The 23,150-nt window shown below is 72.9% G+C and carries 24 protein-coding genes; 11 read left to right on the forward strand and 13 right to left on the reverse strand.

Going from position 1 to position 23,150, the window contains the following annotated elements; all coding sequences use genetic code 11:
- Positions 1 to 118: 118 nt before the first annotated feature.
- The 4 genes from B9S61_RS02295 to B9S61_RS02305 all read left to right on the forward strand — a co-directional run bounded on the left by B9S61_RS02295 (position 119) and on the right by B9S61_RS02305 (position 3,692).
- Complete coding sequence (locus B9S61_RS02295; protein WP_103540678.1) at positions 119 to 1,075, forward strand: GlxA family transcriptional regulator; 957 nt, start codon at positions 119 to 121, stop codon at positions 1,073 to 1,075.
- A gap of 108 nt (positions 1,076 to 1,183) precedes the next feature.
- Positions 1,184 to 2,182 carry a type I glyceraldehyde-3-phosphate dehydrogenase gene (gene gap / locus B9S61_RS02300; RefSeq protein ID WP_103540679.1) on the forward strand — a complete coding sequence of 333 codons (999 nt, stop codon included), beginning with the start codon at positions 1,184 to 1,186 and terminating at the stop codon, positions 2,180 to 2,182.
- 249 nt (positions 2,183 to 2,431) lie between these two features.
- Complete coding sequence (locus B9S61_RS40570; RefSeq protein WP_181007202.1) at positions 2,432 to 2,599, forward strand: hypothetical protein; 168 nt, start codon at positions 2,432 to 2,434, stop codon at positions 2,597 to 2,599.
- A gap of 301 nt (positions 2,600 to 2,900) precedes the next feature.
- Positions 2,901 to 3,692 (forward strand): endonuclease/exonuclease/phosphatase family protein, encoded by a 792-nt coding sequence (locus B9S61_RS02305; protein WP_103540695.1) that lies wholly within the window; start codon positions 2,901 to 2,903, stop codon positions 3,690 to 3,692.
- A 252-nt stretch (positions 3,693 to 3,944) separates the two neighbouring features.
- Here B9S61_RS02305 and B9S61_RS02310 read toward each other — a convergent pair whose 3' ends face one another.
- Positions 3,945 to 4,547: a TetR/AcrR family transcriptional regulator gene (locus tag B9S61_RS02310; RefSeq protein ID WP_103540680.1), complete on the reverse strand. Its 603-nt coding sequence runs from the start codon at positions 4,545 to 4,547 to the stop codon at positions 3,945 to 3,947.
- A 115-nt stretch (positions 4,548 to 4,662) separates the two neighbouring features.
- On the opposite strand from B9S61_RS02310, the gene B9S61_RS41990 reads away from it, so the two are divergent.
- The 4 genes from B9S61_RS41990 (at position 4,663) to B9S61_RS41995 (ending at position 8,307) form a co-directional block, all read left to right on the forward strand.
- Positions 4,663 to 5,616, forward strand: coding sequence for an alpha/beta fold hydrolase (locus B9S61_RS41990; protein ID WP_258039512.1), 954 nt, complete (start codon positions 4,663 to 4,665; stop codon positions 5,614 to 5,616).
- 257 nt (positions 5,617 to 5,873) lie between these two features.
- Positions 5,874 to 6,404, forward strand: a complete 531-nt coding sequence (locus tag B9S61_RS02320) for a hypothetical protein (protein ID WP_103540681.1) — start codon at positions 5,874 to 5,876, stop codon at positions 6,402 to 6,404.
- Between the two features lie 164 nt (positions 6,405 to 6,568).
- Positions 6,569 to 7,396 carry a phosphotransferase enzyme family protein gene (locus B9S61_RS02325; RefSeq protein WP_103540682.1) on the forward strand — a complete coding sequence of 276 codons (828 nt, stop codon included), beginning with the start codon at positions 6,569 to 6,571 and terminating at the stop codon, positions 7,394 to 7,396.
- A gap of 476 nt (positions 7,397 to 7,872) precedes the next feature.
- On the forward strand, positions 7,873 to 8,307 hold the full coding sequence (locus tag B9S61_RS41995) for a hypothetical protein (RefSeq protein ID WP_258039513.1): 435 nt from the start codon (positions 7,873 to 7,875) through the stop codon (positions 8,305 to 8,307).
- Between the two features lie 285 nt (positions 8,308 to 8,592).
- On the opposite strand, the gene B9S61_RS02335 is transcribed toward B9S61_RS41995, so the two are convergent.
- Entirely contained in the window at positions 8,593 to 9,021 is a 429-nt protein-coding gene (locus B9S61_RS02335) for a VOC family protein (RefSeq protein WP_103540683.1), read from the reverse strand.
- A 21-nt stretch (positions 9,022 to 9,042) separates the two neighbouring features.
- Positions 9,043 to 9,447 (reverse strand): nuclear transport factor 2 family protein, encoded by a 405-nt coding sequence (locus B9S61_RS02340; RefSeq protein WP_103540684.1) that lies wholly within the window; start codon positions 9,445 to 9,447, stop codon positions 9,043 to 9,045.
- A 106-nt stretch (positions 9,448 to 9,553) separates the two neighbouring features.
- Between B9S61_RS02340 and B9S61_RS02345 the strand changes: the two genes are divergently transcribed.
- Positions 9,554 to 10,123, forward strand: coding sequence for a PadR family transcriptional regulator (locus tag B9S61_RS02345; RefSeq protein WP_103540685.1), 570 nt, complete (start codon positions 9,554 to 9,556; stop codon positions 10,121 to 10,123).
- Positions 10,110 to 10,904: an SGNH/GDSL hydrolase family protein gene (locus B9S61_RS02350; protein WP_103540686.1), complete on the forward strand. Its 795-nt coding sequence runs from the start codon at positions 10,110 to 10,112 to the stop codon at positions 10,902 to 10,904. Before B9S61_RS02345 ends, B9S61_RS02350 begins: the two co-directional genes overlap by 14 nt.
- Positions 10,905 to 11,007: 103 nt before the next feature.
- On the opposite strand, the gene B9S61_RS02355 is transcribed toward B9S61_RS02350, so the two are convergent.
- Genes B9S61_RS02355 through B9S61_RS02400 form a run of 10 tightly spaced genes read right to left on the reverse strand, consistent with a single transcriptional unit; the run spans position 11,008 to position 22,410 of the window.
- Positions 11,008 to 12,579, reverse strand: a complete 1,572-nt coding sequence (locus B9S61_RS02355) for an ABC transporter ATP-binding protein (protein ID WP_258039514.1) — start codon at positions 12,577 to 12,579, stop codon at positions 11,008 to 11,010.
- On the reverse strand, positions 12,576 to 13,451 hold the full coding sequence (locus B9S61_RS02360) for an ABC transporter permease (protein ID WP_103540687.1): 876 nt from the start codon (positions 13,449 to 13,451) through the stop codon (positions 12,576 to 12,578). The genes B9S61_RS02355 and B9S61_RS02360 overlap by 4 nt, the downstream gene beginning before the upstream one ends.
- A complete protein-coding gene (locus tag B9S61_RS02365) occupies positions 13,448 to 14,404 on the reverse strand; it encodes an ABC transporter permease (protein WP_103540688.1) in 957 nt (318 codons plus the stop codon). The genes B9S61_RS02360 and B9S61_RS02365 overlap by 4 nt, the downstream gene beginning before the upstream one ends.
- Positions 14,401 to 16,014 carry an ABC transporter substrate-binding protein gene (locus B9S61_RS02370; protein ID WP_103540689.1) on the reverse strand — a complete coding sequence of 538 codons (1,614 nt, stop codon included), beginning with the start codon at positions 16,012 to 16,014 and terminating at the stop codon, positions 14,401 to 14,403. Before B9S61_RS02370 ends, B9S61_RS02365 begins: the two co-directional genes overlap by 4 nt.
- A gap of 54 nt (positions 16,015 to 16,068) precedes the next feature.
- Positions 16,069 to 16,890: a bifunctional 2-polyprenyl-6-hydroxyphenol methylase/3-demethylubiquinol 3-O-methyltransferase UbiG gene (locus B9S61_RS02375; protein ID WP_103540690.1), complete on the reverse strand. Its 822-nt coding sequence runs from the start codon at positions 16,888 to 16,890 to the stop codon at positions 16,069 to 16,071.
- A 14-nt stretch (positions 16,891 to 16,904) separates the two neighbouring features.
- Positions 16,905 to 18,167: an MFS transporter gene (locus tag B9S61_RS02380; protein ID WP_103540691.1), complete on the reverse strand. Its 1,263-nt coding sequence runs from the start codon at positions 18,165 to 18,167 to the stop codon at positions 16,905 to 16,907.
- Positions 18,151 to 19,212 carry a dipeptide epimerase gene (locus B9S61_RS02385; RefSeq protein WP_103540692.1) on the reverse strand — a complete coding sequence of 354 codons (1,062 nt, stop codon included), beginning with the start codon at positions 19,210 to 19,212 and terminating at the stop codon, positions 18,151 to 18,153. Before B9S61_RS02385 ends, B9S61_RS02380 begins: the two co-directional genes overlap by 17 nt.
- Entirely contained in the window at positions 19,209 to 20,312 is a 1,104-nt protein-coding gene (locus tag B9S61_RS02390) for a PLP-dependent cysteine synthase family protein (RefSeq protein ID WP_103540693.1), read from the reverse strand. Before B9S61_RS02390 ends, B9S61_RS02385 begins: the two co-directional genes overlap by 4 nt.
- A complete protein-coding gene (locus B9S61_RS02395) occupies positions 20,309 to 21,157 on the reverse strand; it encodes a Rossmann-like domain-containing protein (protein ID WP_103540694.1) in 849 nt (282 codons plus the stop codon). The genes B9S61_RS02390 and B9S61_RS02395 overlap by 4 nt, the downstream gene beginning before the upstream one ends.
- A complete protein-coding gene (locus B9S61_RS02400; RefSeq protein WP_181007203.1) occupies positions 21,154 to 22,410 on the reverse strand; it encodes an ATP-grasp domain-containing protein in 1,257 nt (418 codons plus the stop codon). Before B9S61_RS02400 ends, B9S61_RS02395 begins: the two co-directional genes overlap by 4 nt.
- A 204-nt stretch (positions 22,411 to 22,614) precedes the next feature.
- Here B9S61_RS02400 and B9S61_RS02405 point away from each other — a divergent pair.
- A partial coding sequence (locus B9S61_RS02405) for a GNAT family N-acetyltransferase (protein ID WP_103540698.1) occupies positions 22,615 to 23,150 on the forward strand: 536 nt, incomplete at its 3' end.

Raw genomic sequence — 23,150 nt, forward strand, 5'->3', positions numbered from 1 at the left:
ACGGCAGTACACGGGCACCCGCCGCGCTCGGGCGCCCTCGCGACGCGGCCCCAAGCCGCCCTTCGCGACGCGGCCCCGATACCGGGACCCGTCCCGCGGTTCGCCTACGCTTCCCTCCGTGTCCGCTTCCCGCCTGCGTCGCGTCGCCGTCCTCGTCTCCGAAGGAGCCAAGCCCCTCGACGTCGGCATCCCCGCCCAGGTGTTCACGACCCGGGCGAGCATGCCGTACGAGGTGCGGGTGTGCGGCGCCGCCCCGGGGCCGGTCGCCGGGGGCGACGGTCTGTCGTACCACGTCGCCCAAGGGCTCGAAGCGCTGGAATGGGCAGACATCGTCTTCATCCCCGGCTATCGGTTCCCGGACCGCGAGGATCCGCCGCGGGCCGTCGTCGAGGCGCTGATCGCCGCCCATCGGCGGGGCGCACGGCTTGCGGCCATCTCCACGGGCGCCTTCGCGCTGGCCGCCACGGGAGCGCTCGACGGCAAGCGGGCCACGACCCACTGGCACTACACGCGGGCGCTCGCGGCCCGGCACCCGTCGGTCCGTGTGGACGAGAACGTGCTGTTCGTCGACGAAGGCAGCGTCCTGACCTCGGCCGGCGCCGCCTCGGGCATCGACCTGTGCCTGCACATCCTGCGCGGCGACCTCGGCGTCGCCGCTTCCAACCACGCGGCGCGGCGCCTGGTCGCGGCGCCCTATCGCAGCGGCGGCCAGGCCCAGTACGTCCCGCGCAGCGTGCCCGAGCAGCTCGGCGAGCGATTCGCCGCCACCCGGGAATGGGTGCTGCGCCGACTCGGCGAACCCCTCACCCTCGGCGCGCTCGCCCGGCACGCGGCGGTCTCCCCGCGTACGTTCTCGCGCCGTTTCGTCGAGGACACGGGCTACACGCCGATGCAATGGGTGATGCGCGCCCGTATCGACGCGGCCCGCGAGTTGCTGGAGCGGTCGCAGCTGGGTGTCGAGCAGATCGCCGCCGACGTCGGCCTGGGCACGGGTGCCAACCTGCGCCTGCACTTCCAGCGGATCCTCGGCACCACTCCGAGCGAGTACCGGCGCACCTTCGCCCGGGGCGAATAGGGCCCGACCGCGGCGGGCGCGATCCTTTCGAACCATGGCGATCGTGCCGCTGCCACGAGGGCGTGCCGAGCGCGATGCTGGCAGGGGACGAGACGAAGGGACACCCACATGACTCGCATCGCGATCAACGGATTCGGCCGCATCGGACGCAACGTGCTGCGCGCGCTGCTCGAGCGCGACACCACCCTGGAGGTCGTGGCCGTCAACGACCTGACGGAACCGGCCACTCTGGCGCGGCTGCTCGCCTACGACACGACCGCGGGCCGGCTCGGCCGGCCGGTCACCGTCGACGGGAACGCTCTCGTCGTCGACGGCCACCGTGTCACGGTGCTCGCCGAGCGGGAGCCGGCCGCGCTGCCGTGGGCCGAGCTCGGCGTCGACATCGTACTGGAGGCGACCGGCCGCTTCACCTCCGCGAAGGCGGCTCGGGCCCACCTCGACGCGGGCGCGAAGAAGGTCCTGGTCAGCGCGCCGTCGGACGGCGCCGACATCACGCTGGCGTACGGCGTGAACAGCGACGCCTACGACCCGGAACTGCACAGCATCGTCTCCAACGCCTCGTGCACGACCAACGCGCTCGCACCGCTGGCCGCGGTCCTCGACGAACTCGCGGGCATCGAGCACGGGTTCATGACGACCGTGCACGCCTACACCCAGGAGCAGAACCTGCAGGACGGTCCGCACCGCGACGCCCGCCGGGCCCGCGCCGCAGCCGTCAACATCGTGCCGACGACGACGGGCGCCGCGAAGGCCATCGGTCTCGTACTGCCCGGCCTCGACGGCAAGCTGTCGGGGGACTCGATCCGGGTACCGGTCCCGGTGGGTTCGATCGTCGAGCTCAACACGACCGTCACCCGGGACGTGACGCGCGAGGACGTGCTGGAGGCCTACCGGGCCGCGGCGCGGGGACCGCTCGCCGGAGTGCTCGAGTACTCGGAGGACCCGCTGGTGTCGTCCGACATCACCGGCAACCCGGCATCGTCCATCTTCGATTCGGCCCTGACCCGCGTGGACGGCCGGCACATCAAGGTGGTCGCCTGGTACGACAACGAGTGGGGCTTCTCGAACCGCGTGATCGACACGCTCGAGCTCATCGCCGCCCGCTGAGCCGTCCGGCACACGACACACGGCACACGGCACGCGGTCTTCGGGCAAGGGGCCACGACACGGCACACGCGCGCACGGGCCGAGCCGCACGCGTCTCCGCGGCGGTCCGGCCGGCAGCTGCTGCGCGTCACCGACCGCCGCGTCCAACTTCACTGCCTCTTCGGAGAATTCGCGGTCCCTCGCGCTCCACGGGTCTGTGAGCGCGATGACTGGGCATACGGGCTTCATCCTGACGAGAGGAGCTCGCTCATGCTCGGTATCATCGCGGCGGTGCTGTTCTTCATCGCGTTCCTGATCAACGCGGCGGAGATCGGCACCAACGACGTGTTCTCTTCGGTGAACGTCATGTTGCTGGGGCTGACCGCCCTGGCCCTGCACGTGGCGGGCATCGGGGCCGGCTGGTCCCGCAGACGCTGACACGGTTTCCCCGCGAGGGCCGGCGCCCGTGGCGCCGGCCCTCGCGCTCTCCGGAGCGCCGAAGCCGGCTCGTGCCTGTGGCCGGCCGAAGTACCCCACCTCGTCCCCCGCCGAGGGGCCCCGCACCCGCTGGTCGTACGGGCAGTACCGTTTCCCCGACGAGCACACCGTGGCCTTTTGCCCGACCGCGTCGCTTAACCTCGTGTCTGGAGCGGTCAGATCCCGTGGGCGGTTCGTCGGGGAGGCGAAGGTGTTCGAGAGAGGCACGCGGTTGTTGGCGGTCGCGGTGGTCGGGGCCTTCATGGTGCTCCTCGGACCGAGCGCACCGAACGGGTTCTTCTCCTCCGAGGCACTGTCCGCAGGTCCCGTGAAGGACGTCGTGCCCAACCGGGTCATGACGTGGAACCTGTGCAACCCCTGTGACGAGGGCAACGCCGACCGGGCGTCGGAGATCGCCAGGTTCGCTCCCCAGGTCGTCGGACTGCAAGAGGCGTGCGAACGCGACGTCGCGCAGATCAGGGACCATCTGGAGAACACCCACGGGCTGGTGTACCACGTCGAGTACGGGGCGGTGCTGCAGAACTGGGGCCGCTGCGGGGGAGCGCCGTGGAATCCCGGCGGCTACGGACAGGCGATCCTGTCGGCGGCACCGATGACGGACCGGGTGAACGAGGAATACCCCGACGGCGGATCGGAGGACCGCGGCTACATGGCCGTCACCACCCTGGTGGGGGACCGGCCCGTCCGGGTCTTCAACACCCATCTCGCCGAGCGCCGCCAGGAGGAGTTCCGGATCGAGCAGACCGGCGTACTCGCCGCGGAGATCGCCCGGCACGACCGCGCCATCGTGCTCGGGGACTTCAACGCGGTGCCGAACACCCCCGAACTCGCCGGGATATGGAAGCTGGCCGAGGACACCGATCCCCTGTGCCGTCCCTCGGACTCCGGCGCCTGTACACCGACCACCGACTGGCGGAGCAAGTTCGACTACATCTTCCTGCGCGGCATCGCCCCGCTCCGGCACCGCGTGTGGGACACCCCGTACTCGGACCACGACGTGCTGCACAGCGACGTGGACGTGACGTACCTCTGAGGACGCGCGGACGACCGGCACGGACGGGATGCCCGCCATGGGCGCCGGCAGGGGGCCGTCGACATGACGCCGCCCACCGGGGCCGTCACCGGGCCCCCGCCGGGCGGTGAACAGGGCATCGCCCCGGACTCGGCAGCACCACCGGCGAGTTCGGCACCGCGCTCGGCCCCGGGAAGGGCGGCCGCCCGGTTCGTCTCGTCTCCATGCCCCGGACCGGGGCCCGAGCGGGACCCCGTTCCGGGGCGGGCCGCGTCACATCGACTCCAGCAGACGGGCCGCCATGGCGCGGGCCCGCCGCAGACGACCGCTGTCGCCTTCCAGGCCGGCACGCACCATGGCGCCCTCCAGGAGGAACGCCAGATGCTCCGACGTGGTGCGAGCCGCGTCGGCACGCCCGGGCAGCAACACCGCGACCTGCCCGGCCAGCAGACGCTCGACCTCCTCCTTGTGCCGGCGCACCAGCGCCCGCCCCTCGTCCCCGACGGGCAACTCGGCGGCGGCGTTGAGCAGTCCGCACCCGCGGAACGCCTCCTCGTGGGCGGAATCGGCACTCTCGATGTAGGTGTCGAAGACGGCGAGCGCCCCGTCACCGGGACCTTCGGCCCGCTCGAGTCGTGAGCGGTACCGCGTCAGCCACTCCTCATGCCGGGCGTCCAGGTAGGCCAGGACAAGATCGGCCTTGGAGGAGAAGTTGTTGTACAGGCTCATCTTCGCCACACCGGCGTCGGCGGTGATCGTGTCGATACCGGTCGCCGTGATCTCGTGGGCGTAAAAGCGCCGCGCCGCCGCGGCGAGGACCCGCTCCCGGGCCGGCCGCCGCCTCCCGGCGGCGGATGCCCGCTCCGCCTCCCGCATCACACACCTCGACTTCACTAGGCAGACTGGTCTACCTGGTATAGGCCGCGGCAGCGGACCCCGCGCCGCCGGCCGTCCCCCCCACCACGCCGTCCAGCCCTTCTCCGGAGCCTCCATGACCCTCCTGACCGGCAACATCGTCGTCGACGGGGTACGCCTCGCTTACCGGGACCAGGGCCGGGGAATGCCCGTGATCTTCATCCACGGCACGCCCTCCCACTCGTACGAATGGCGCGACGTCGTGCCGCACATCGAGGCGGGCGGCTTCCGGGCCGTCACCTACGACCTGCTCGGCTACGGCCGCTCCGAGCGCCCGGTGGACCGCGACACGTCGGTCGCCGCCCAGACCGACCTCCTCGCGCACCTACTCGACGCGCTGGACATCGACCGGGCCGACATCGTCGCGCACGACATCGGCGGCGCCATCGGTCTGCGCTTCGCCGTCGCCCGTCCCGAGCGCGTGCGGCGACTATTGGTCATCGACTCGGTCAGCTACGACTCGTGGCCCTCCCCGACCTGGCGCCGGATCATCGACGAGCACCTGGACGACTGCATGAGCATGTCGCAAGAGGCGTTCGACGACCTGCTGACCCGGCAGCTCGCGATGACCGTCGCGGACGCGTCGCTCATGACCGGCGACGTCCTCCGGGCCTACCTGGCACCCCACCGCTCCACGCTGGGCCGTGCCTCGTTGCGGCCCCCTGACGACCCGTCCGGCCCCACCGGCCCGACGTGCCGTCGCCCCTACGGTCCTCCCGCACCGGAGTCGGACGAGACGGCCGGCGCGGGAGCAGTGGGATCGAGCAGTTCGAGGCTCCGGGCGAGGAGCCGGCGGACGTTGCCCCGTCCGCGCGGGCATGGGCTTCCGCGCGTCGATGTCCTACAGCGTGACAGAGGTCCGTCCACTGGTCCGACCCGCCGGGGCGCCACCGCCGTCCGGCGATGCGCCCCGGCGTCGCGTCGGCGAACGGGGGAAGCCCACCGGTGGGTCAGGACTGCGGACGCTTCCCGTGGTTCGCCGGGTGGTTGCGGCGCGCCTTCTTCTTGCGGCGCCTCTTCGAGGACATGACTGTCTCCTTGGTGACGTCGGCACGTGAGACCACGTCTCAGCGCGCGGTTTCCGGACCGGTGTGCGGCAGCCGGCCCGCAAGCCATTGTTCCGCGAGGCGCCGGGCACCGCGACTCGCACGCCGGCCGGCCCGGGAGCGTTGCTTCCGCGCGTCTCAGAAGTTGAGCCGTAAGCACGGCACACGCTCGCGTACCGCTCCGGTCGTCGGACGTGGCGCCGTACCACCCTGGGCCCACCCCCCACCGGAGGCCGTAGCGATGCACCACCCCGCAGACCGATTCCCCCAGCCGGCCGCCCCGCGGACCACGGGTCGGCAACCGCCCGAACCGCGACTGCTCAGCGGCGTCTACGGACTTGTCCTGGCCAGCGCGCTGGCGGCCGCGCTCGACTCCCCGGACGAGCAGACGGACCCCGGATCGGACGCCGTATGGGTCCTGTTCACCGCCGTGGCCGCCGCGGCCGCCCACGGGTACGCCCACGTTCTCGCGCACCGTATGCCGGCCGAGCGCAGCGGTGTCCGGGTCGGGCTGCGCGCCATGATCGCGGAGTGGCCGGTCGTCGCGGCGGCCGGTCCCACCGTCGTGCTGCTGCTGACGGCCGTGCCCTCCTGGTGGAGCGAGAGCGACGCGGTGAACGTCGCCCTGCTGTTCAACACCCTGCTCCTCGCGGCCGGCGGAGGGTGGACGGCGCGTCGCGCGGGCCGAGGCCGGCCGGCCTCCCTGCGGGCCGCGACCGGAGACATGTTCATCGGCCTGGTGATCATCGCGGCCAACGCCCTGATCAAATAGCGGCACCGGCCCGGTTGCCGGCCGGACCGGGCCCGCGCCCTCAGGACACCTGCCCGGCACCCGTCGGTGCGCCGAGCGCCGCCCGCGACTCCGCGGCGCCGACGACTTGTTAGAGTGCGCCGGGTTGCGCGCCGGCAGCGGCGCGGGAGAGGAGTTGGGCGACGATGCAGGCGTCCGAGGTCCCGCGTGCGACGGCCGCGGCCATGGCGACCGCCACATCACTCGGCCTGACCGCCGACGACGCGATCGTTCTCCACGACTCGAACAAACTCACGTTGCGCTTGCTCCCGGGTGATGTCCTGGCCCGGGTGGCACCCATGGCGCACCAGGTCGCACGGTTCGAGATCGAACTCGCCCGGCAGCTGGCCGCATCGGGGTGCCCCGTAGCCGCTCTCGACCCCCGGGTGGAGCCACGCGTCCATGAGCGCGACGGCTTCGCCGTCACGTTGTGGACCTACTACGAGCCCGCCCCCGGTAAGGTCTCACCGGCCGGCCACGCCCACGCGCTCGCGCGGCTGCACGCCGGCATGCGAGAACTCGACGTCCCGTCGCCTCGGTACACGGACCGGGTCGAGCAGGCCCGACGACTCGTGGCGGACTCCGACCTCACTCCGGACCTCGCAGGCGCGGATCGGGAACTTCTCGTCGACACGTTGCGCGACCTGACACGACGGATCGGCGAGCACGGTGGCGCCGAGCAGTTGCTGCACGGCGAGCCGCACCCGGGCAACGTGCTGGCCACACAGCACGGGCCGCTGTTCATCGACTTCGAGACATGCTGCCGTGGGCCCGTCGAATTCGACCTGGCCCACGCGCCCGAAGAGGCCGGCGCCCACTACCCGGGCGCCGATCCGGACCTGCTGCGGGATTGCCGGCTCCTCGTGCTGGCGATGATCACCGCGTGGCGCTGGGACCGGGACGACCAGTTCCCGGACGGGCGCCGGCTGGGCAGGGAGTGGCTCGCCCGGATCCGGTCCGCACGGGGTCGCTGACCCCGGGTCCTCGACGTCGTCGTGGGCGGTCCTCACTCCCGGCATCCGCACCGGCTGCCCCGCCTCGCCCTGCCCCTGGCAGTGGCGGGGTGGTCTGGCGGGCCTCTGCCGGCGTCGGTACGGTGACACGATGGTTGACGACGAACAGCCGCCGCACGCTTCGTCGTTCGGCCGCGCGGCGACCGCGTACACGGAGAACCGCCCGGACTACGCGCGGTCGGCGGTGCGCTGGGCGCTGGAGCCCGCGCCCGGCCCGCGGGTGCTCGATCTCGGCGCCGGAGCCGGCAAGCTGACCGGCACCCTGGTCGCGCTGGGTGCCGACGTCGTCGCGGTCGAGCCCGACCCGGCGATGCTGACCGAGCTGCGCCGCTCCCTGCCGGCGCTCCCCCGCGCTGCGGGGGAGCGCCGAGGCGATTCCGCTTCCGGACGCGTCCGTCGACGCCGTACTGGCCGGCAACGCCATGCACGGGTTCGACATGGCCGTCGCAGGCCCCGAGATCGCCCGGGTCCTCGCACCCGGCGGCATCCTGGCCGGCCTGTGGAACATCCTGGACGACCGGGTCGAGTGGGTTGCCGGGCTGGCGCGGGTCAGCGGGAGCGCGGCCGTCGGACCGCGGGACACACGCACCAGCTGGCGCGCGGGGACAGCCGGGGCACACCTGCCGAAGCCGGACGCGGCCGCCCGATTCGGCTCCCCGGAGCAGGCCGAGTTCCCGCACGGGCAGCGCCGCACCGCCGACTCGCTCGTGGCGACCCTGGCGACGCGCGCGGGCATGCTGGTCATGCCGGAACCGGAACGGAAAGCCACGCTGCACAGAATCCGCGCCTTCCTCGCGAACACCTCGGAGACCGTCCACGGCGAGTTCCGTCTCCCCATGCTGACGGGCGTGTCGAGGACCCGGCAGTGGTGAAGGCACACCGCGCTCCCCGCGGAGACCCCGGCCCCGGCCGCTCAGCCGCAGGCCGGCGGGTGTGTCCACGGCTGCCGGAACGTGCCGACGCAGCGGTCGGTGACCCATCCGAGTACCGAGGAGACATCACCCGTTCCGCGGCGGCCTCGCGTGCACCCAGCCGTCCTCCGCGGGACCGGGCAGCGGGCTGCCGCCTCGGTCGTCACCATGGTGTACGCATCGAGGCACGGGTGGAACAGTACGGTGTGAGTGGCGAGGCGGCAGCGCTCGGCTGCTCGGGAAGGGTCAGTCGAGGCAGAACTCGTTGCCTTCGATGTCCCGCATCACGATGCAGGAGTCGTTGCCGTCGTACAGGAGTCGCACGCGCACCGCGCCGAGCGGGACCAGCCGTGCGCACTCGGCCTCGAGCGCGGCCAGGCGCTCTTCCCCCACGAGCCCGGTGCCCACTCTCACGTCGAGATGCAACCGGTTCTTGGCGACCTTGCCCTCGGGGACGCGCTGGAAGAACAGCCGCGGGCCCGCACCCGAGGGATCACCGCAGGCGCACCACGAACCCTGATCGTCGGGAAACCGGGAACGGTTGAAATCCCCCCAGGTGGCGAACCCCGCCGGCGGCGGAGACACGGCGTACCCCAGCACCTCGCACCAGAAGCGGGCGAGACGCTCGGGTTCCGCGCAGTCGAACGTGACCTGGAACTGCTTGATCGCTGCCATCGGCGCACCATACAAGGGGCGTCATTCCGCCGCGAGGCCGGCGAGGACGGCCTCGCCGAGGGCGTGCACGGCCGACTGGGGCCGGACCATGACGGTGAACTCCTTGATCCGGCCGTCGTCGTCGAAGTGCAGCAGGTCGATGCCGTGGATGTCCTTGCCGCCGGCCCTGGCGCGGAAGAGCAGCACCGCGGAGGGCGCGGTCGTGGCGTCGGAACTGGTCTGCGCGGTGCCGGTGTGGTCACCGATGTAGCGGAAGTCCTCGAACGTGCGCAGCAGCACCCCGAAGAGTCCCATCACCGCCGCTTTCCCCTCGAAGGGCGTGAACTTCACGGGGCTGTAGAGGCGGATGTCGTCGGTGAACAGGTCCTCCAGGGCGGCGAGGTCCCGGTGGGCGACGGCTGCGCGGAAACGGTCTGCGGTGTTCATGGGGCCACCCTTGCATAGTCATGAATGTGAGTAGTCATTTTTATGACTATCATGAAGGGCCGGTAAGGCGACAGAGGAAGCACAGAGGGAGCGAGGAGCGGACCCCATGGCACTACGGCACGCCGTGCTGGCGGCGCTGATCGAGGGAGAGTTCAGCGGCTACCAGCTGGCGAAGGCGTTCGACGTCGGCGTCGCCAACTTCTGGTACGCCCAGCCGCAGCAGCTCTACGCCGAGCTGGCGCGGCTGGAGAAGGAAGGGCTGGTAGCCGGCCGGGAGGTGGCACAGGAGGGCCGTCCGAACAAGCGGCTGTTCCGGGTGACCGACGCCGGCCTGGCGGAGCTGGAGGCCTTCACGGCCGCCTCCGCCAAGCCGGCCGTCATCCGCGACGACCTGCTCGTCAAGGTCCAGGCCGCCGACCGCGTCGACACCGCCGCGCTCGTCGCCCAGCTCACCGAACGCGCCGGCATGGCCCAGGCCAAGATCGCTCTCTTCGGGGCACTGCTGCGCCGTCTGCGCGGCGACCGTACGGAGGAGGAGTTCCTGCGCCACGGCGACCGCATCGGCCCGTACCTGACCTGTCTGCGCGGGGTGGCCTTCGAGCAGGAGAACCGGGACTGGTGCACGCGCACGATCGCCGTCCTCGAGGAGAGGCGGCAGGCCCGTGCCCGGCACTGAGACGGCGTATCTCCGCTACGTCGCCCTGGGGGACAGCCAGACCGAGGGCCTCGGCGACGGCGACGACAGTACCGGCCTGCGCGGCTTCGCCGACCGCCTCGCCGAACAGCTCGCCCGGCACGAGCCTGCCCTCCAGTACGCCAACCTGGCCGTACGAGGCCGCCTCGCCGCACAGATCCGCGCGGAACAGCTGGCCCCCGCCCTCGCGTTGCGGCCCGACCTGGCCACCGTCGTCGCCGGCGTCAACGATCTGCTGCGGCCCCGCTTCGACGCCGACGAGGTCGCCGCCCATCTGGAGACCATGTTCGCCGCGCTCACCGCCCAGGGCGTCCACGTGGCCACGATCACCATCCCGGACCCCGCCCGGATCAGCACTCTCGCCCGTCCTCTGGTCCCACGCGTCACCGCCCTGAACGAGCGGATCCGCCAGGCCGCCCGCCGCCACGGGGTCACCGTCGCCGAGACCGCCCTCCACCCCGTGGCAAGCGACTCCCGACTGTGGAGCACCGACCGGCTCCACGCCAGCTCCCTCGGCCACCAGCGCATCGCCGCCGCCCTCGCCCACGCCCTGCGCCTCCCGGGCAGCGACGACACCTGGACGCATCCGCTGCCCCCGCCCCCCTTGCCCACCGGGCGGTACGCCGCCACCGAACTCCGCTGGGCCGCGGGCTTCCTGGGGCCGTGGCTCGTCCGGCGCCTGAGGGGCCGGTCCTCGGGAGACGGCCGTACCGCCAAACGCCCCCTCCTCCTTCCCGTGCGGACGGACGGCAGCCCGGTCTGACCGGCGCCCTGCCACGGCCCGGCGCTCATGGTCTCGCCGAGCCGGTCGGGCCGCCGGCGGGTCCGCGGCCCCGAGGACCGGACATGCCGTCGACGGCCGCACGTCAAAGCCCCGTTCCCGCGGCCGGACGTGCCGCCGTCCTCATGAGGGAGACGGTGAAAGGGTGACTCGGGGCGCGCAGGATCAGCTGGGCCGGCCCCTGCTCGACGAGTTCTCCGGCCTCCAGGACGGCGATACGGCGGGCCCGGGCGGCGACGTCGAGATCGTGGGTGATCAGTACCAGGGACAGTTCCTCGCGCTCGCGGACCAGTGCGGTGAGGGTGTCCAGGATGCCTCGGCGGGTGATCGTGTCGAGCCCGGAGGTGATCTCGTCGCAGACGAGGACACGGGGGTGGGCGAGCAGGGCGCGGGCGAGGGCGGCGCGCTGGAGCTCGCCGCCGGAGAGCCGGCCGGGGCGCCGGCGGGACTGGTCCTCCGGGAGGCCGAGACGGTTCAGAGTGGTGAGCGCCTCCTGTTCCGCCGCTTTCGCGTCGATGCCGCGCAGGCGGATCGCGGTACGGGCGACCTGGTGGACGACCGGGCGGTGTTCGTCGAAGGCGGCAGCCGCGTCCTGGAAGACGTACTGCACGGCCGCGAGTTGTGCGCGGCTGCGGTCGCGCAGACTGCCGGGCAGCGGGACACCGTCGAGGAGGATCTCGCCGTCGTGCTCCCGGTGGAGGCCGGCGAGGCAGCGGGCGAGCGTGGTCTTGCCGCTGCCGGAGCGGCCGACGAGTGCCAGCGACTCCCCGCTGCGCAGGTCGAGTTCGGGGGCGCGCAGCACCACGGTCGTGGAGCGGGCGCCGGTCCGGTGGCGGGCGGTGAGGCCGCGTATCCGCAGGACCGTCCGTCCGGCACCGGCCCGACCGTCCGGTTCCGGGAATTCCCGCTCGGCACTGAGCAGTTCCCGGGTCCACGGGTGCCGGGGCGCCGGCCATACGCGCCGGGCCGGTCCCGACTCGACCACCTTGCCCGCCCGCATGACCACCACCTCGTCGGCGAGCGCCCGGACCACGTCGAGGTCATGGCTCAGCAGCACGACGGCGATGCCGCGGGCCGCGACGGCCGCGAGCCGGTCGACGATGCCGCTCTTCGTGAGGGCGTCCTGGCCGGTCGTGGGCTCGTCGGCGACGACGACACGGGAGCCGAGCAGCATGGCCTGTGCGAGGACGACGCGTTGCTGCTGACCGCCGGACAACTGGTGCGGGTGGCGCCTCAGCAGCGCTTCGCCCTCCGGGAGTTGGGCCTCGGCGAGGGCACGCAGCACGCGTTCGCGTGCGGCCGCCCGCCGCTGACGGCGGGGCAGGTGCCGCACCTGGGAGCGGGCGATGTCGGTGAGCAGGGCGGAGACCCGGCGGGCGGGGTTGAGCACGGCCGCCGGGTGCTGGGGGATGTAGCCGACCGCGTCGTCGGTGGCCAGGCGCACGTCGCCGCTGACCCGGGCGTCACACGGGTACTCACCCAGCAGAGCGAGCCCGGTGGTGGTCTTGCCGCTGCCCGAGGCGCCGACCAGCGCCGTGACCCTGCCGGGCAGCACCCTGAGGCTGACCCCGTCGACGATCGCCCTGCCGCCGACCTCGACGCGCAGGTCGCGGATCTCGGCCACCGGACGCACGGTGGTGTCGCTTCGCTGGTTCACGGACGTGCTTCCTTCTCTGCCCTGCTCCGTACGCCGGTGCCCACGGCCCTGGTCCGGGGGGTCCGGGTGGGCGCGCCCCGTCTCGCGCCCCTGTCCAGCGCGGCGTCGAAGAGGAGGTTGGTGCCCGTCGTCAGGGCGACGATCAGCAGGGCGGGGACGATGACGGCCCACGGCTGCACGAACAGGCCGGTGCGGTTGCGGTCGACCATGACCGCCCAGTCGGCGGCGTCGGGCGCCACACCGACACCGAGGAACGCTGCCGTGGCGACCAGGTAGAGCACACCCGTGAGCCGGGTCCCGGCGTCCGCGGCCAGGGTGCGCAGCATGGAGCGGCCGACGTAGCCGACGGCCGTGCGCCACCACGTCTCGCCCTGCATCCGCAGGGCCTCCACGGCAGGGCGTGCGGCGATCTCCGTGGCCGCGGCCCGTACGAGGCGGGCGGCATCGGGCACGTTGACCACCGCGACCAGCAGGGCGAGCCCGACCGCGCCGGGTGAGAACACCGTCGCGACGAGCAGGATCAGCAGCAGTGAGGGCACGGCGAGCAGGACGTCCAGGGGCCGCATCAGCAGCTCCTCCACCCGGCGGCGGCGGGTGAGCGCGCCGAACAGGCCGACGGGCAGCGCCACGAGGTAGGCCAGGACGGTGGCGGCGAGGGCGGTCAGCACGACCGGGCGGCCGCCGTGCAGCACCTGCCGCCAGACGTCGCGGCCGACGAAGTCCGTGCCGAGCCGGTGACCGTCGCCCAGGGTGAACGACGCCGCTCTCGGGCCCGGTTCACCCGCGAGCGCGGGACCGATGAGGGCCAGCACGAGAGGCACGGCGACGACCACGGCCCCGAGCGCGAAACGGCCCCCGCGCGCATTCCTCACGCCGCCACCCCCGCCCGGGGAGCGAGCCGGTGGGCGACCACGTCGGCGCCGAGGTTCAGGGCGACGGTCAGCGCGCCGAACACCACGGCGAGTCCCTGGACGACGGGTACGTCGCGTTCGGCGACGGCCCCCAGCAGAACGGTTCCCAGGCCCGGGATCACGTACAGCGTCTCCACGACGATGACACCGCACAGCAGCCAGTCGATGGTCCGGGCCAGCTGCTGCGCGGCGGGGGCGAGGGCGTTGGGCAGGGCGTGCGCATAACGGACGCGGACACCGGCGACGCCGTAGCGGCGGGCCTGCGCCACGTACGGAGAGGCCAGCGCGTCGATCATGCCCGCGCGCACCAGGCGGACCAGGGAGCACACGGGACGGGAGAGCAGCACGAGGACGGGCAGGACGAGAGCGGACGGATGACCGAGCAGATCGGTGCCGTAGCCGACCGCGGTCGGCGGCAGCCAGCCCAGCTGGAGCGCGAACACCGTCACCAGCAGCACGCCGAGGGCGAATTCGGGAACCGCGTACACGGCGAGGGTCACCGAGCTGATCACCCGGTCGACGATCCGCCCCTCGTGGCGGGCGGCCAGCACGCCCAGTCCGAATCCGGCCGGCACGAGCAGCGCCACGGTGAGGGTGGCCAGCAGCAGGGTGGGGCCGAAGCCGTCGGTGATGTACTCGCCGACCGGGCGGCCGGAGGTCAGGGAGGTGCCGAAGTCGCCGTGCAGGAGCAGCCCCGCCACCCAGTCGGCCAGCCGCTCCCACGCGGGCCGGTCCAGCTCCATGGCCGCGCGGATGGCCTCGATACGGGCCGGGTCGGGCTGGTCCCCGGCGAGCGCGACGGCGGCGTCGCCCGGCAGCGCCTCGGTGAGCGCGAAGACCAGCAGCACCACGGCCACGATCTGCAGGGCGCCGAGGAGGAGCCGCCGGGCGACGAAGGAGCGCAGTCCGCTCACGCGAGCCATACCTTGTCGAAGCGTGCCCAGTCGAGGGTGTTGGCGGGCGCGTTCGCCGCGACGCCCATGACGTCGCGCGCGGTTCCGAGGATCCAGTCGGCGAACCCCCAGATGAGGAAGCCGCCCTCGGAGTACAGACGGCGCTGCATGCGCTCGTAGACGGCGGCCCGGTCCTGCTTGTCGCGGGTGGACTGCGCCTGCTGGTAGAGCGCGTCGAAGTCCCTGTGCCGCCACTGGGTCGCGTTGGTGGTGGAGTCGGTGAGCAGGCGCTGGGAGATGTGGGCCTCGATGGGCATGGCGCCGGAGCGGTAACAGCACAGGGTGCCGTTGTCGAGGATGTCGCTCCAGTACGAGTCCTTGCTGCCCATCTTCACGTCGACGGTGACGCCGGCCTTCTTCGCCTGGTCGCGGAAGACGCTGGCGGCCTCGGTGAATCCGGAGGCGACGGCCGAGGTGTTGAGGGTGACCCTGAGGTCCTCGGCTCCCGCCTGCCTGAGCAGGGCACGGGCCCTGTCGAGGTCCTGCTCGCGTCGGGGCAGGCCGTCGGCGTAGTACTCGTAGCCCTTGCCGAACAGGTCGTTGCCGGTCTCGCCCGCGCCGGACAGTGCCGCGTCGACGAGTTCCTGGCGGTCGGCGATGTGGAAGAACGCCTGGCGCACCCGCTCGTCGTCGAAGGGCGGCCGGTCGGTCTTCATGCAGAACGCCTGCATGGCGCTGCCCCGCAACCGCACGATCGCGATCTGTCCTCCGTCCTCGTGGGCGCGGGCGGTGGCCGGATTGAGCTCGTGGGCGTACTCGACCTGGCCGCCGAGGAGGGCGTTGACGCGGGCCGACTCCTCGTTGGCGACGACGAACTCGATCTCGTCCAGGTACGGGGCACCGTCCCAGTAGTCGTCATTGCGGCGGAAGACGGCCGAACGGCCCGGGGTGAACGAAACGAAGCGGAACGGTCCGGAGCCGATCGGGTGCCGGTCGAACGCGGTCGCGTTCCCGGGCACGATGTACGCGCCGAACGCCGCCAGGATGTTGGGGAATTCGGCGGTGGGCCGCTTGAGGACGAACTCGACCGACCGCTGTCCCGTGGCACGGCTCGCCCGGAGGTCGATGGGCTCCAGGGACGCCCTGGCCCGGAACGCCTGCTTCGGGTCGGCGATGCGGCGGTAACTGTGCAGCACGTCCTCGGCGGTGACCGGCCTGCCGTCGTGGAAGGCCGCCTCGCGCAGGGTGACCCGCCAGCGGTCCAGCGTCCTGTTCGCCTCCCACTTCTCGGCGAGGCGCGGCCGGGCGGACAGATCGGGCCCGTAGTCGGCGAGCTTGTCGAAGAGGGCCTTGGCGCGGGCCGCGTCGGCGAAGAGGTTCGCCAGATGCGGGTCGAGCGTCTCCCCGGCGCCGCCACCCGCGAAAGCGGCGCGCAGCCGACCGCCCCGCTTCGGTGTGCCGTCGCCCTTCCTGTCGCTGTCGCTGTCCTCGGTGCCGGCGCAGCCGGCGACGGAGAACGCGCCGAGTGAGGCGGCACCGGTGGCGGCCAGGAAGCCGCGGCGGCGCAGGCCCCCGAAGCGGTCCGCGGAGGTGTCCGCGGCGGTGAGCGGGTGGTGCGATGCGTCGTGCATGAGGGTTCCTCGATGTGTGTGATCTGTCGGCAAGCAGGGGTGTGTCGGGGTGTGTCAGGACGGGGCGGTGGCGGTCCCGGTGAGGCGGGCCACCACGTGCAGCCGGTCGGCGTCCGCCGTGCGGCCGGGGAGAAGCCCCTCGCGCCACGGCGGTTCCGTGCGCGGGCCCGGTCCGTCGTGGAGCTCCAGGACCTCGAAGCCGTGCGCCGTCAGCAGGCGGCGCAGCTCCTGGGGGAACAGCAGCCGCCACGCGGAGCGCTGCTCGACTGGCTCCGAGCCGTCGCCCGCGGTCCACACCCGCGTGCGGCGCAGGAGCTGTGCCGCCCGGTCCACGGTGAGGGTGGTGGTCGACCGGTGGACGGTGCCCCGCCAGGCGAACTCGCCGGCGGTGGGCGTGCCGAGCAGGTCGGTACGGCCGAGGAAGTACGCGCCGTTGCGCATCTCGGCGACCAGCAGACCGCCCGCCGTCAGTGCGCGGCGGCACGAGGACAGGAAGCCGTCGAGCTGGTCGTTGGTGTGGCAGTACAACAGAGCGCTGTCCAGGCACACGAGAGCGTCGAACACCCCCTGTCCGAGGTCGAATCCGTGCAGGTCGGCGCTGACGTAGTCGGGTCCGGGGTGATGGGTGCGGGCATGGGCGAGCATCGCCTCGGAGAGGTCGGCGCCGGTCACCCTCCGGCCGGCGCCGTGCAGGTGGGCGGCGTCGCGTCCGGTGCCGCAGCCCACGTCCAGCACACGGGGGCCCGCCCCGTGCCGGCGCAGGCAGTCCTCCGTCCAGCGCCCGGCCAGCCGGACCGGGTCGGGGAAGCGGGCCTCGTACAGCTCGGGGTTGTCCGTCAGCAGGTTGTCCGCACGGGCGGTCCTCGTGGACGTCATGTCGGTGTCCTTCCTCACGCCGTCGCGGGAACGGCGGGCTTCGGCGGTACGGGCAGCGATCCCCGTCGGCGCAGCCGTGCCACCCCGGACGCGGACGCGAGTCCGAACAGGGCGCAGCACGCCCACGGCAGCCACGGGGCGCCGCTCCGTTCCCCGGTGTCCATGGCCCAGCCGACGACGGTGTTCCCCACGGCCGCGGCGATGCCGGAGACGACGTAGAAGATCCCGAAGTAGGTGCCGGTCAGCTCGGTGCGGCCGAAGCCGGGGATCAGCTCCATCACGAACGGCTGGGCCACCATCACGCCGAGGGAGAGCAACAGGGCGCCGGCCAGCACCGGGAGGACGCGCAGCGCCCCGTCCAGCGCGCCGTCCGGGCCGCCGGAGACGTCGGCCACCAGGGCGGGCGGCAGGAAGGCCAGCGCCATGAGGCCGAGGCCGGCGGCGATCCAGCGCCCCCGCTGCCCGCGTGCCTTCAGGGCACGGGTGACGCGCAGCTGCAGGGCGAGACCGGCCAGGGCGCCGACGGCGAAGACCAGCCCGGCGGCGCCGTCCCAGCCGGTTGCCTGCCGGGCGCCGTCGGGCAGCAGCAGGTACAGCTGGTTCTCCAGGGTGAACATCCCGGCCATGGCACACGCGAAGGCGAGGAACGGCCGGTTGCCGAGGACCTCCCTCCAGTCCGCCCGCACCGTGCCCCGGCCCGGCCCGGCCTTCCGCGCGGGCAGGACCAGGGCCTGGGCGACGGTGAGGACGGCGAAGATCCCGGCGGCGGTCAGGGCCGACGTGCGGAAGCCGACGAGCAGCAGCGCGCTGCCGAGCAGCGGCCCGACCAGCGCACCGGTGGCGGCGAACACGTTGAACAGGGCGAACGCCTCGGCCCGGCGTACGTCGGCCTCCTGAGTGATGTAGGTCCGTACGGCCGGGTTGAACAGCGCGCCGGCGAAGCCGCTGAGAACCGAGGCGGCGAGCAGCACGGGCAGTTCGTCACCGAGTGCGAACAGCGCGAACCCGAGGGTGCGCAGGGCGCAGCCGGCGATGATGACGCCGCGTGCGCCGAGCCGGTCGGAGGCGGAACCTCCCACGACGAACAGACCCTGCTGGCTGAGGTTGCGGATGCCGAGGACGACGCCGACGACGGCGGCCGACATGCCGAGGTTCTCGGTGAGGTGAGTGGCGAGGAAGGGGATGAGGAGGTAGAAGCCGGTGTTGACGCCGAACTGGTTGACCAGCAGCAGCTGGACCGCGAGCGGGAAGCGGCGTATCTCATGCCATGTCTGCACGGCGTGCCTTCCGCGGCTCGACGCCCAGTCCGGGCCGGTCGCCCGCCCGTACGAAGCCGTCCTCGCCCCCGATACCGGTCCACGGGTCGTGGGCGAGCAGCAGGTGTCCGTCGAGGTCGGCCCAGTGCGCCCGGTCGGCGAGGTGCACGGCGGGTGCGAGACCGAGGCTGCTGGCGGTCAGGCAGCCCAGCATCAGCCCGGTGCCGCTGCCGGCGACCGACTCGGCGATCCGCAGGGCCGCGTGCACACCGCCGCACTTGGCGAGCTTGACGTTGACCCCGTGGACGCGGCCGGCGAGGCGGCGTACGTCCTCCAGACCGACGGCGTCCTCGTCGGCGATGACCGGCAGGGGTGAGCGTTCGGCCAGGGCGGCCAGCGCTTCGGGATCGCCGGGGGCGAGGGGCTGTTCGACGGCATGGACGCCCAGGTCGGCGAAGCGGGGCAGCAGCGCCTCGGCCCGGGCCCTGGTCCAGGCACCGTTGGGATCGAGGAGCAGCCGGGCGCGGGGCGCGGCGCGGCGGACGACGCGGACGCGTTCGATGTCGTCCTCGGGGTCGGGGGAGCCCGCCTTCACCTTGATGACCTCGAAGCCGGCGGCCGCGAGCCGGCCCGCCTCTGCCGCCGCGTGGGCGGGCGGGGTGATGCCGATGGTGCGGGCCGTGGCGGTCACCGGCGCCTTCGCGGCGCCCAGGAGCCGGTGGACGGGGCTGCCCGCGCGTTTGCCGACGAGGTCGAACAGCGCGGCCTCGACGGCGGCACGCACGGCAGGGGGAGTGCTCCCGCCGCTGAGCTCACCCACGCGCACGGATTCCAGCGCGTCCTCGGGACCGGAGTGGCGGTCCAGGTCCGCGCCGGCGGTGGCGAGGAGCCGTTCCAGGGTCTTCGCGTCGAGGCCGTAGTAGACGCTGCTGACGGCCTCGCCATGGCCGGTGAGGCCTTCGTGTTCGATGCTCAGCCACACGGCCTCGCGGGCGGACATCGTCGAGCGGGATATGCGCAGCGGCTCGGTGAGTTCGAGCCGTACGGTGCGGGTGCCGGCCTTCACGGGTTCCCTCCCGGGCGGGATGCCGCCCTCAGCGGGTCGGTGACGCGGGTGCACCGAGCCCAGCCGGTGGCCTCGGCCGCCTGCGGGGACGGGATCTCCACGGGCCGGGTGGCCGCCGTGGCGGGGTCGAGACCGTGGGCGGTGGCGAAGTCGTCGTCGTAGACGGTGCCGAGGTAGCGGTGCGGCCCGTCGGGGAAGACGGTGGCGACGACCGCGCCGGGGTGCACCCGGGCCGCCCAGGCGGCGACCCGGGCGGCGGCGCCCGTGCTCCAGCCACCGGTGACGAAGCTGCCACGGGCCAGGCGGCGGCAGCTGTCCACCGCCTCTGCCGGGCCGACCCAGTGCACTTCGTCGAACGCGCCGTAGGCGACGTTGCGCGGGTGGATGCTGCTGCCCAGTCCGCGCATCAGCCGCGGCCGGGCGGGCTGGCCGAAGATGGTGGAGCCGACGGAGTCGACACCGATCAGCCGCAGCGCGGGCCAGTGGCGGCGCAGCGGACCGATGATCCCGGCACTGTGCCCGCCGGTGCCGACGCTGCACACCAGGATGTCCAGGTGCTCGACCTGGACGGCGAGCTCCGCGGCGAGGGAGGCGTAACCGGCGGTGTTCTCGGGGTTGTTGTACTGGTCGGGCCAGTACGCGCCGGGCAGCTCGGCCACTAGCTCCCGGAGCCGTGCCAGGCGCGCCGCCTGCCAGCCGCCCCGGGGTGCGGGCCGGTCCACGATCTCCAGCCGCACACCGTGGGCGCGCAGCAGCTGGCGCATGGAGGGCTCCAGTTCGCTGTCGCCGACCAGTACGACGGGGTGGCCGAGGGCCTGGCCCGCGAAGGCGAGCCCGATGCCGAGGGTGCCGGAGGTGGACTCCACCACCGGTGCGCCGGGCTGCAGTTCGCCCCGTTCACGGGCTCCCAGCAACATGGACACGGCGGGCCGTGCCTTCATGCCGCCCGCGGCGAGCCCTTCGAGCTTGGCCCAGAAGCCGGGGTGCGGTCCCGGCAGGCCGGCGGTGATGCGGACGACGGGCGTTCGGCCGAGCAGGGCGAGCAGCTCCGGGTGGGCGGCGGTCCGGGCCGTGGCGGTCGTCGCGGCGGTCGCGGTCACCGGGCGTCTCCCGGGCCGCCGGTGAGGTAGCGGTGGAGCGTGCCCGGACCGCCGTCCAGCCAGAAGAAGGGGTATGGCTCCGCGCACACGGCGCTCACCCCGTGGCCCAGGAAGCGTGGCAGCACGGCACTGCCGGTCTGGGCGAACATCACCAACTGCTTGCCGTGGCGCAGCGCGTGCTCCCGCAGTGGCTCGAATGTCCCGTTGCCCAGCGTCATCCCGGACACCAGCAGCGCGTCGCACCGGCCCGCCTCGGCGAGCGCGTCGGTGACGATCGTCTCGTCCCACTCGGTGACCCCGCCCTTGAGGTCGCACGGGACGTAGCCCAGTCCGCGCGTACGCAGTGCCTCCAGCAGGGAGTTGACCACGCCGACCACGAGCACCGTGGATCCCGGGGGCAGGTCGAGCAGCTCGGTCACCGCCCGGGCCCGGGCGCGGGACTTCTCCAGTGACGTCCCGGCGGGCAGCGGTAAGGGCCGGGCCCCGTTGTCCGGGGTGTGCGGGGTGACGTGCATCAGGTAGGCATCGAGCGCCGCCACCCGCACCGGCCGCAGCGGGTGTTCCAGCAGCCGGGCCACGCTCGCGCCGACGCATTCCTCGACCGCGCTGTCGGGCAGAGTCCCGGGTTCGACCGCGCAGCTGCCGACGGCCTCGGCCAGGCGCAGACCGAGGACCTCGTTGCGGTACCCGGTGCCGCGCCCGTCGTGCCGTACGGCCTGCCGCGTGGTGAAGGCCACGGAGATCCGCCGTGCCGCCGGATCCGGGCCGAGCTCACCCGCCCGGACCTGGTCCAGCAGCGTGTCGTAGGCCGTCACACGGGCGGACGGCCGTGTGGTGGAGGTCATCGGATCACCAGCCCGGTCCGCAGCTCACCCAGCAGGGCCTCGACCCGGTCACGGGCGCCGGTGCCGTCCGGGTCGCCCGCCATGACGTGACCGAGGTACTCGTTGTTGCTGCCCGCCGCCCTCACCTGCCTGCCGGGGTCGGCGAGTTCCAGTTCCAGCACGCCCGGCGCGGTCCGGTGAGCGGTGCCGTCCAGGGCGGCGAGCGTGCCCGCGGCGTCGGGCACGAGGAAACCGATCGCGGCGCTGCGCAGCCCGGTGTCCGTGCGCCGGAGGTCGGGGGCACGGCCCAGGGAGACGTCCACGAAGGCGGCGGCGAGATCAATGCCGGTGACGTGGCGTACGAGTTCGGTGATGCGGTTGCCGGCGGGCCGTGGGTTGACCTCGACCACGCGCGGGCCCGCCGGGGTGAGCTTGATCTCGGTGTGCGCGACGACGCCGTCGGTCAGGCCGAGCGCCTTGAGCGCGTCGAGCGCGGTCTGCTCCGCGGCTGCGGCCTCGGCGGCCCGCAGGGCGGCGGGGAACATGTGGCCGGTCTCGATGAAGGCGGGCGCTCCGCCGACGCTCTTGTCGGTCACGCCCACCACATGGACCGCGCCTGCGTGGGAAACGGTCTCCACGCTCACCTCCGGTCCGTCCAGGAGTTCCTCCAGCAGCACCACGGGCGCCCGCCGCTGCCCGCGCGCGTTGACCGGGAAGTCGGCCAGCGCCTTTACGGCGGCGCCGAGTTGCTCCTCGTCGTCCACCCTGCGTACGTACATGCCCGCGCAGAGGTCGACCGGCTTGACCACCAGTGGGTAGCCGATCTCCCGCGCCGCCCGTGCGAGGTCGGCCCGCTCCTCGTGCACCGCGAACCGCGGCCCGGGCACGCCGGCAGCGGCGAGGACGCGCCGGGTGGCGTCCTTGCGGCAGGCGTTCCCGACGGCCTCGGGGTCCGGTCCCGGCAGTCCGAGCCGGTCGGCCGCCAGGGCCACGGTCGGCAGGTAGTAGTCGCAGGACGTGACCACCGCGTCGAACCCGAACACCTCGTGCAGCCGCTCGACCCGGGGCAGCAGGGCATCGCTGTCGTTGGTGTCCGCCGTGATCACGTTGCGTGCCCCGAGCAGCGGGTGCGTCACGCCCTCGGGTGCCGAACGGAGGTAGTGGTGCAGATCGCGGGTGAGGAAGGTGAACTCGTGTCCGCCCTCCCCTACGGCCCGGGGGAGCAGCCTGCTCATCGATCCGACCCAGCTCTCGACCACCAGCAGATGAGCCACAACTCCCCTTTTCGTGTCATGTCGTGCGGCGCGGCCCCGGTGTCAGGGCAGCAGAAGGCACCTCCGACAGGAGGGTCCGGGCCGGCCGTGCGGTGAACACGCTATCGGCAATCATTTTCATTGTCAGGTGGCTCGGAGGCTTCAAGTTTGTGAAAGTCGTTTTCATCTAGCTATGGTGAGGCCCCGATGCGGAAGGATCCCGTGATGAGTCACAGCACACCCGCCGGTTGCACCGTGCGTCCCGCGACGCCGGCGGATGTCGACGGCGCCCGCAGCGTCATGCTCGACACGTTCTACAAGGAGTTCGGATACGGCTACGTGCCCGCGTGGCACCGGGACGTGATGGACATTCAGGGCACGTACCTCGACGACCCGCGGCATCTCCTGCTCGTGGCCGTCCACGACGGCGAGGTGGTCGCGACCACCGGCGTGCGGTCCGAGGGCCCGGCGCACCCGCCCCATCCCCGCTGGCTGGCCGAACGCTATCCGTCCGGCACCACCGCCCAACTGGTCCGCGTCTACGTGCGCCCGGAGTACCGGCGCCTGGGCCTCGCGCGAACCCTGGTCGCGGCGGCGTGCGACTTCGTCGCGGACACACCCGGCTACGAGTGCGTCTACCTCCACACCAACGTGAACGTCGAGGGTACGGAGGCGTTCTGGCGGAGCATGGCCAAGGAGGTGTGCGACGCCCGCGCCACCGGCGAACACGGACCGGGCGTCGCCACCGTGCACTTCGAGAT

The organism is Streptomyces sp. SM1 (assembly GCF_002910825.1).
Classification (GTDB): Bacteria; Actinomycetota; Actinomycetes; order Streptomycetales; family Streptomycetaceae; genus Streptomyces; species Streptomyces okerensis.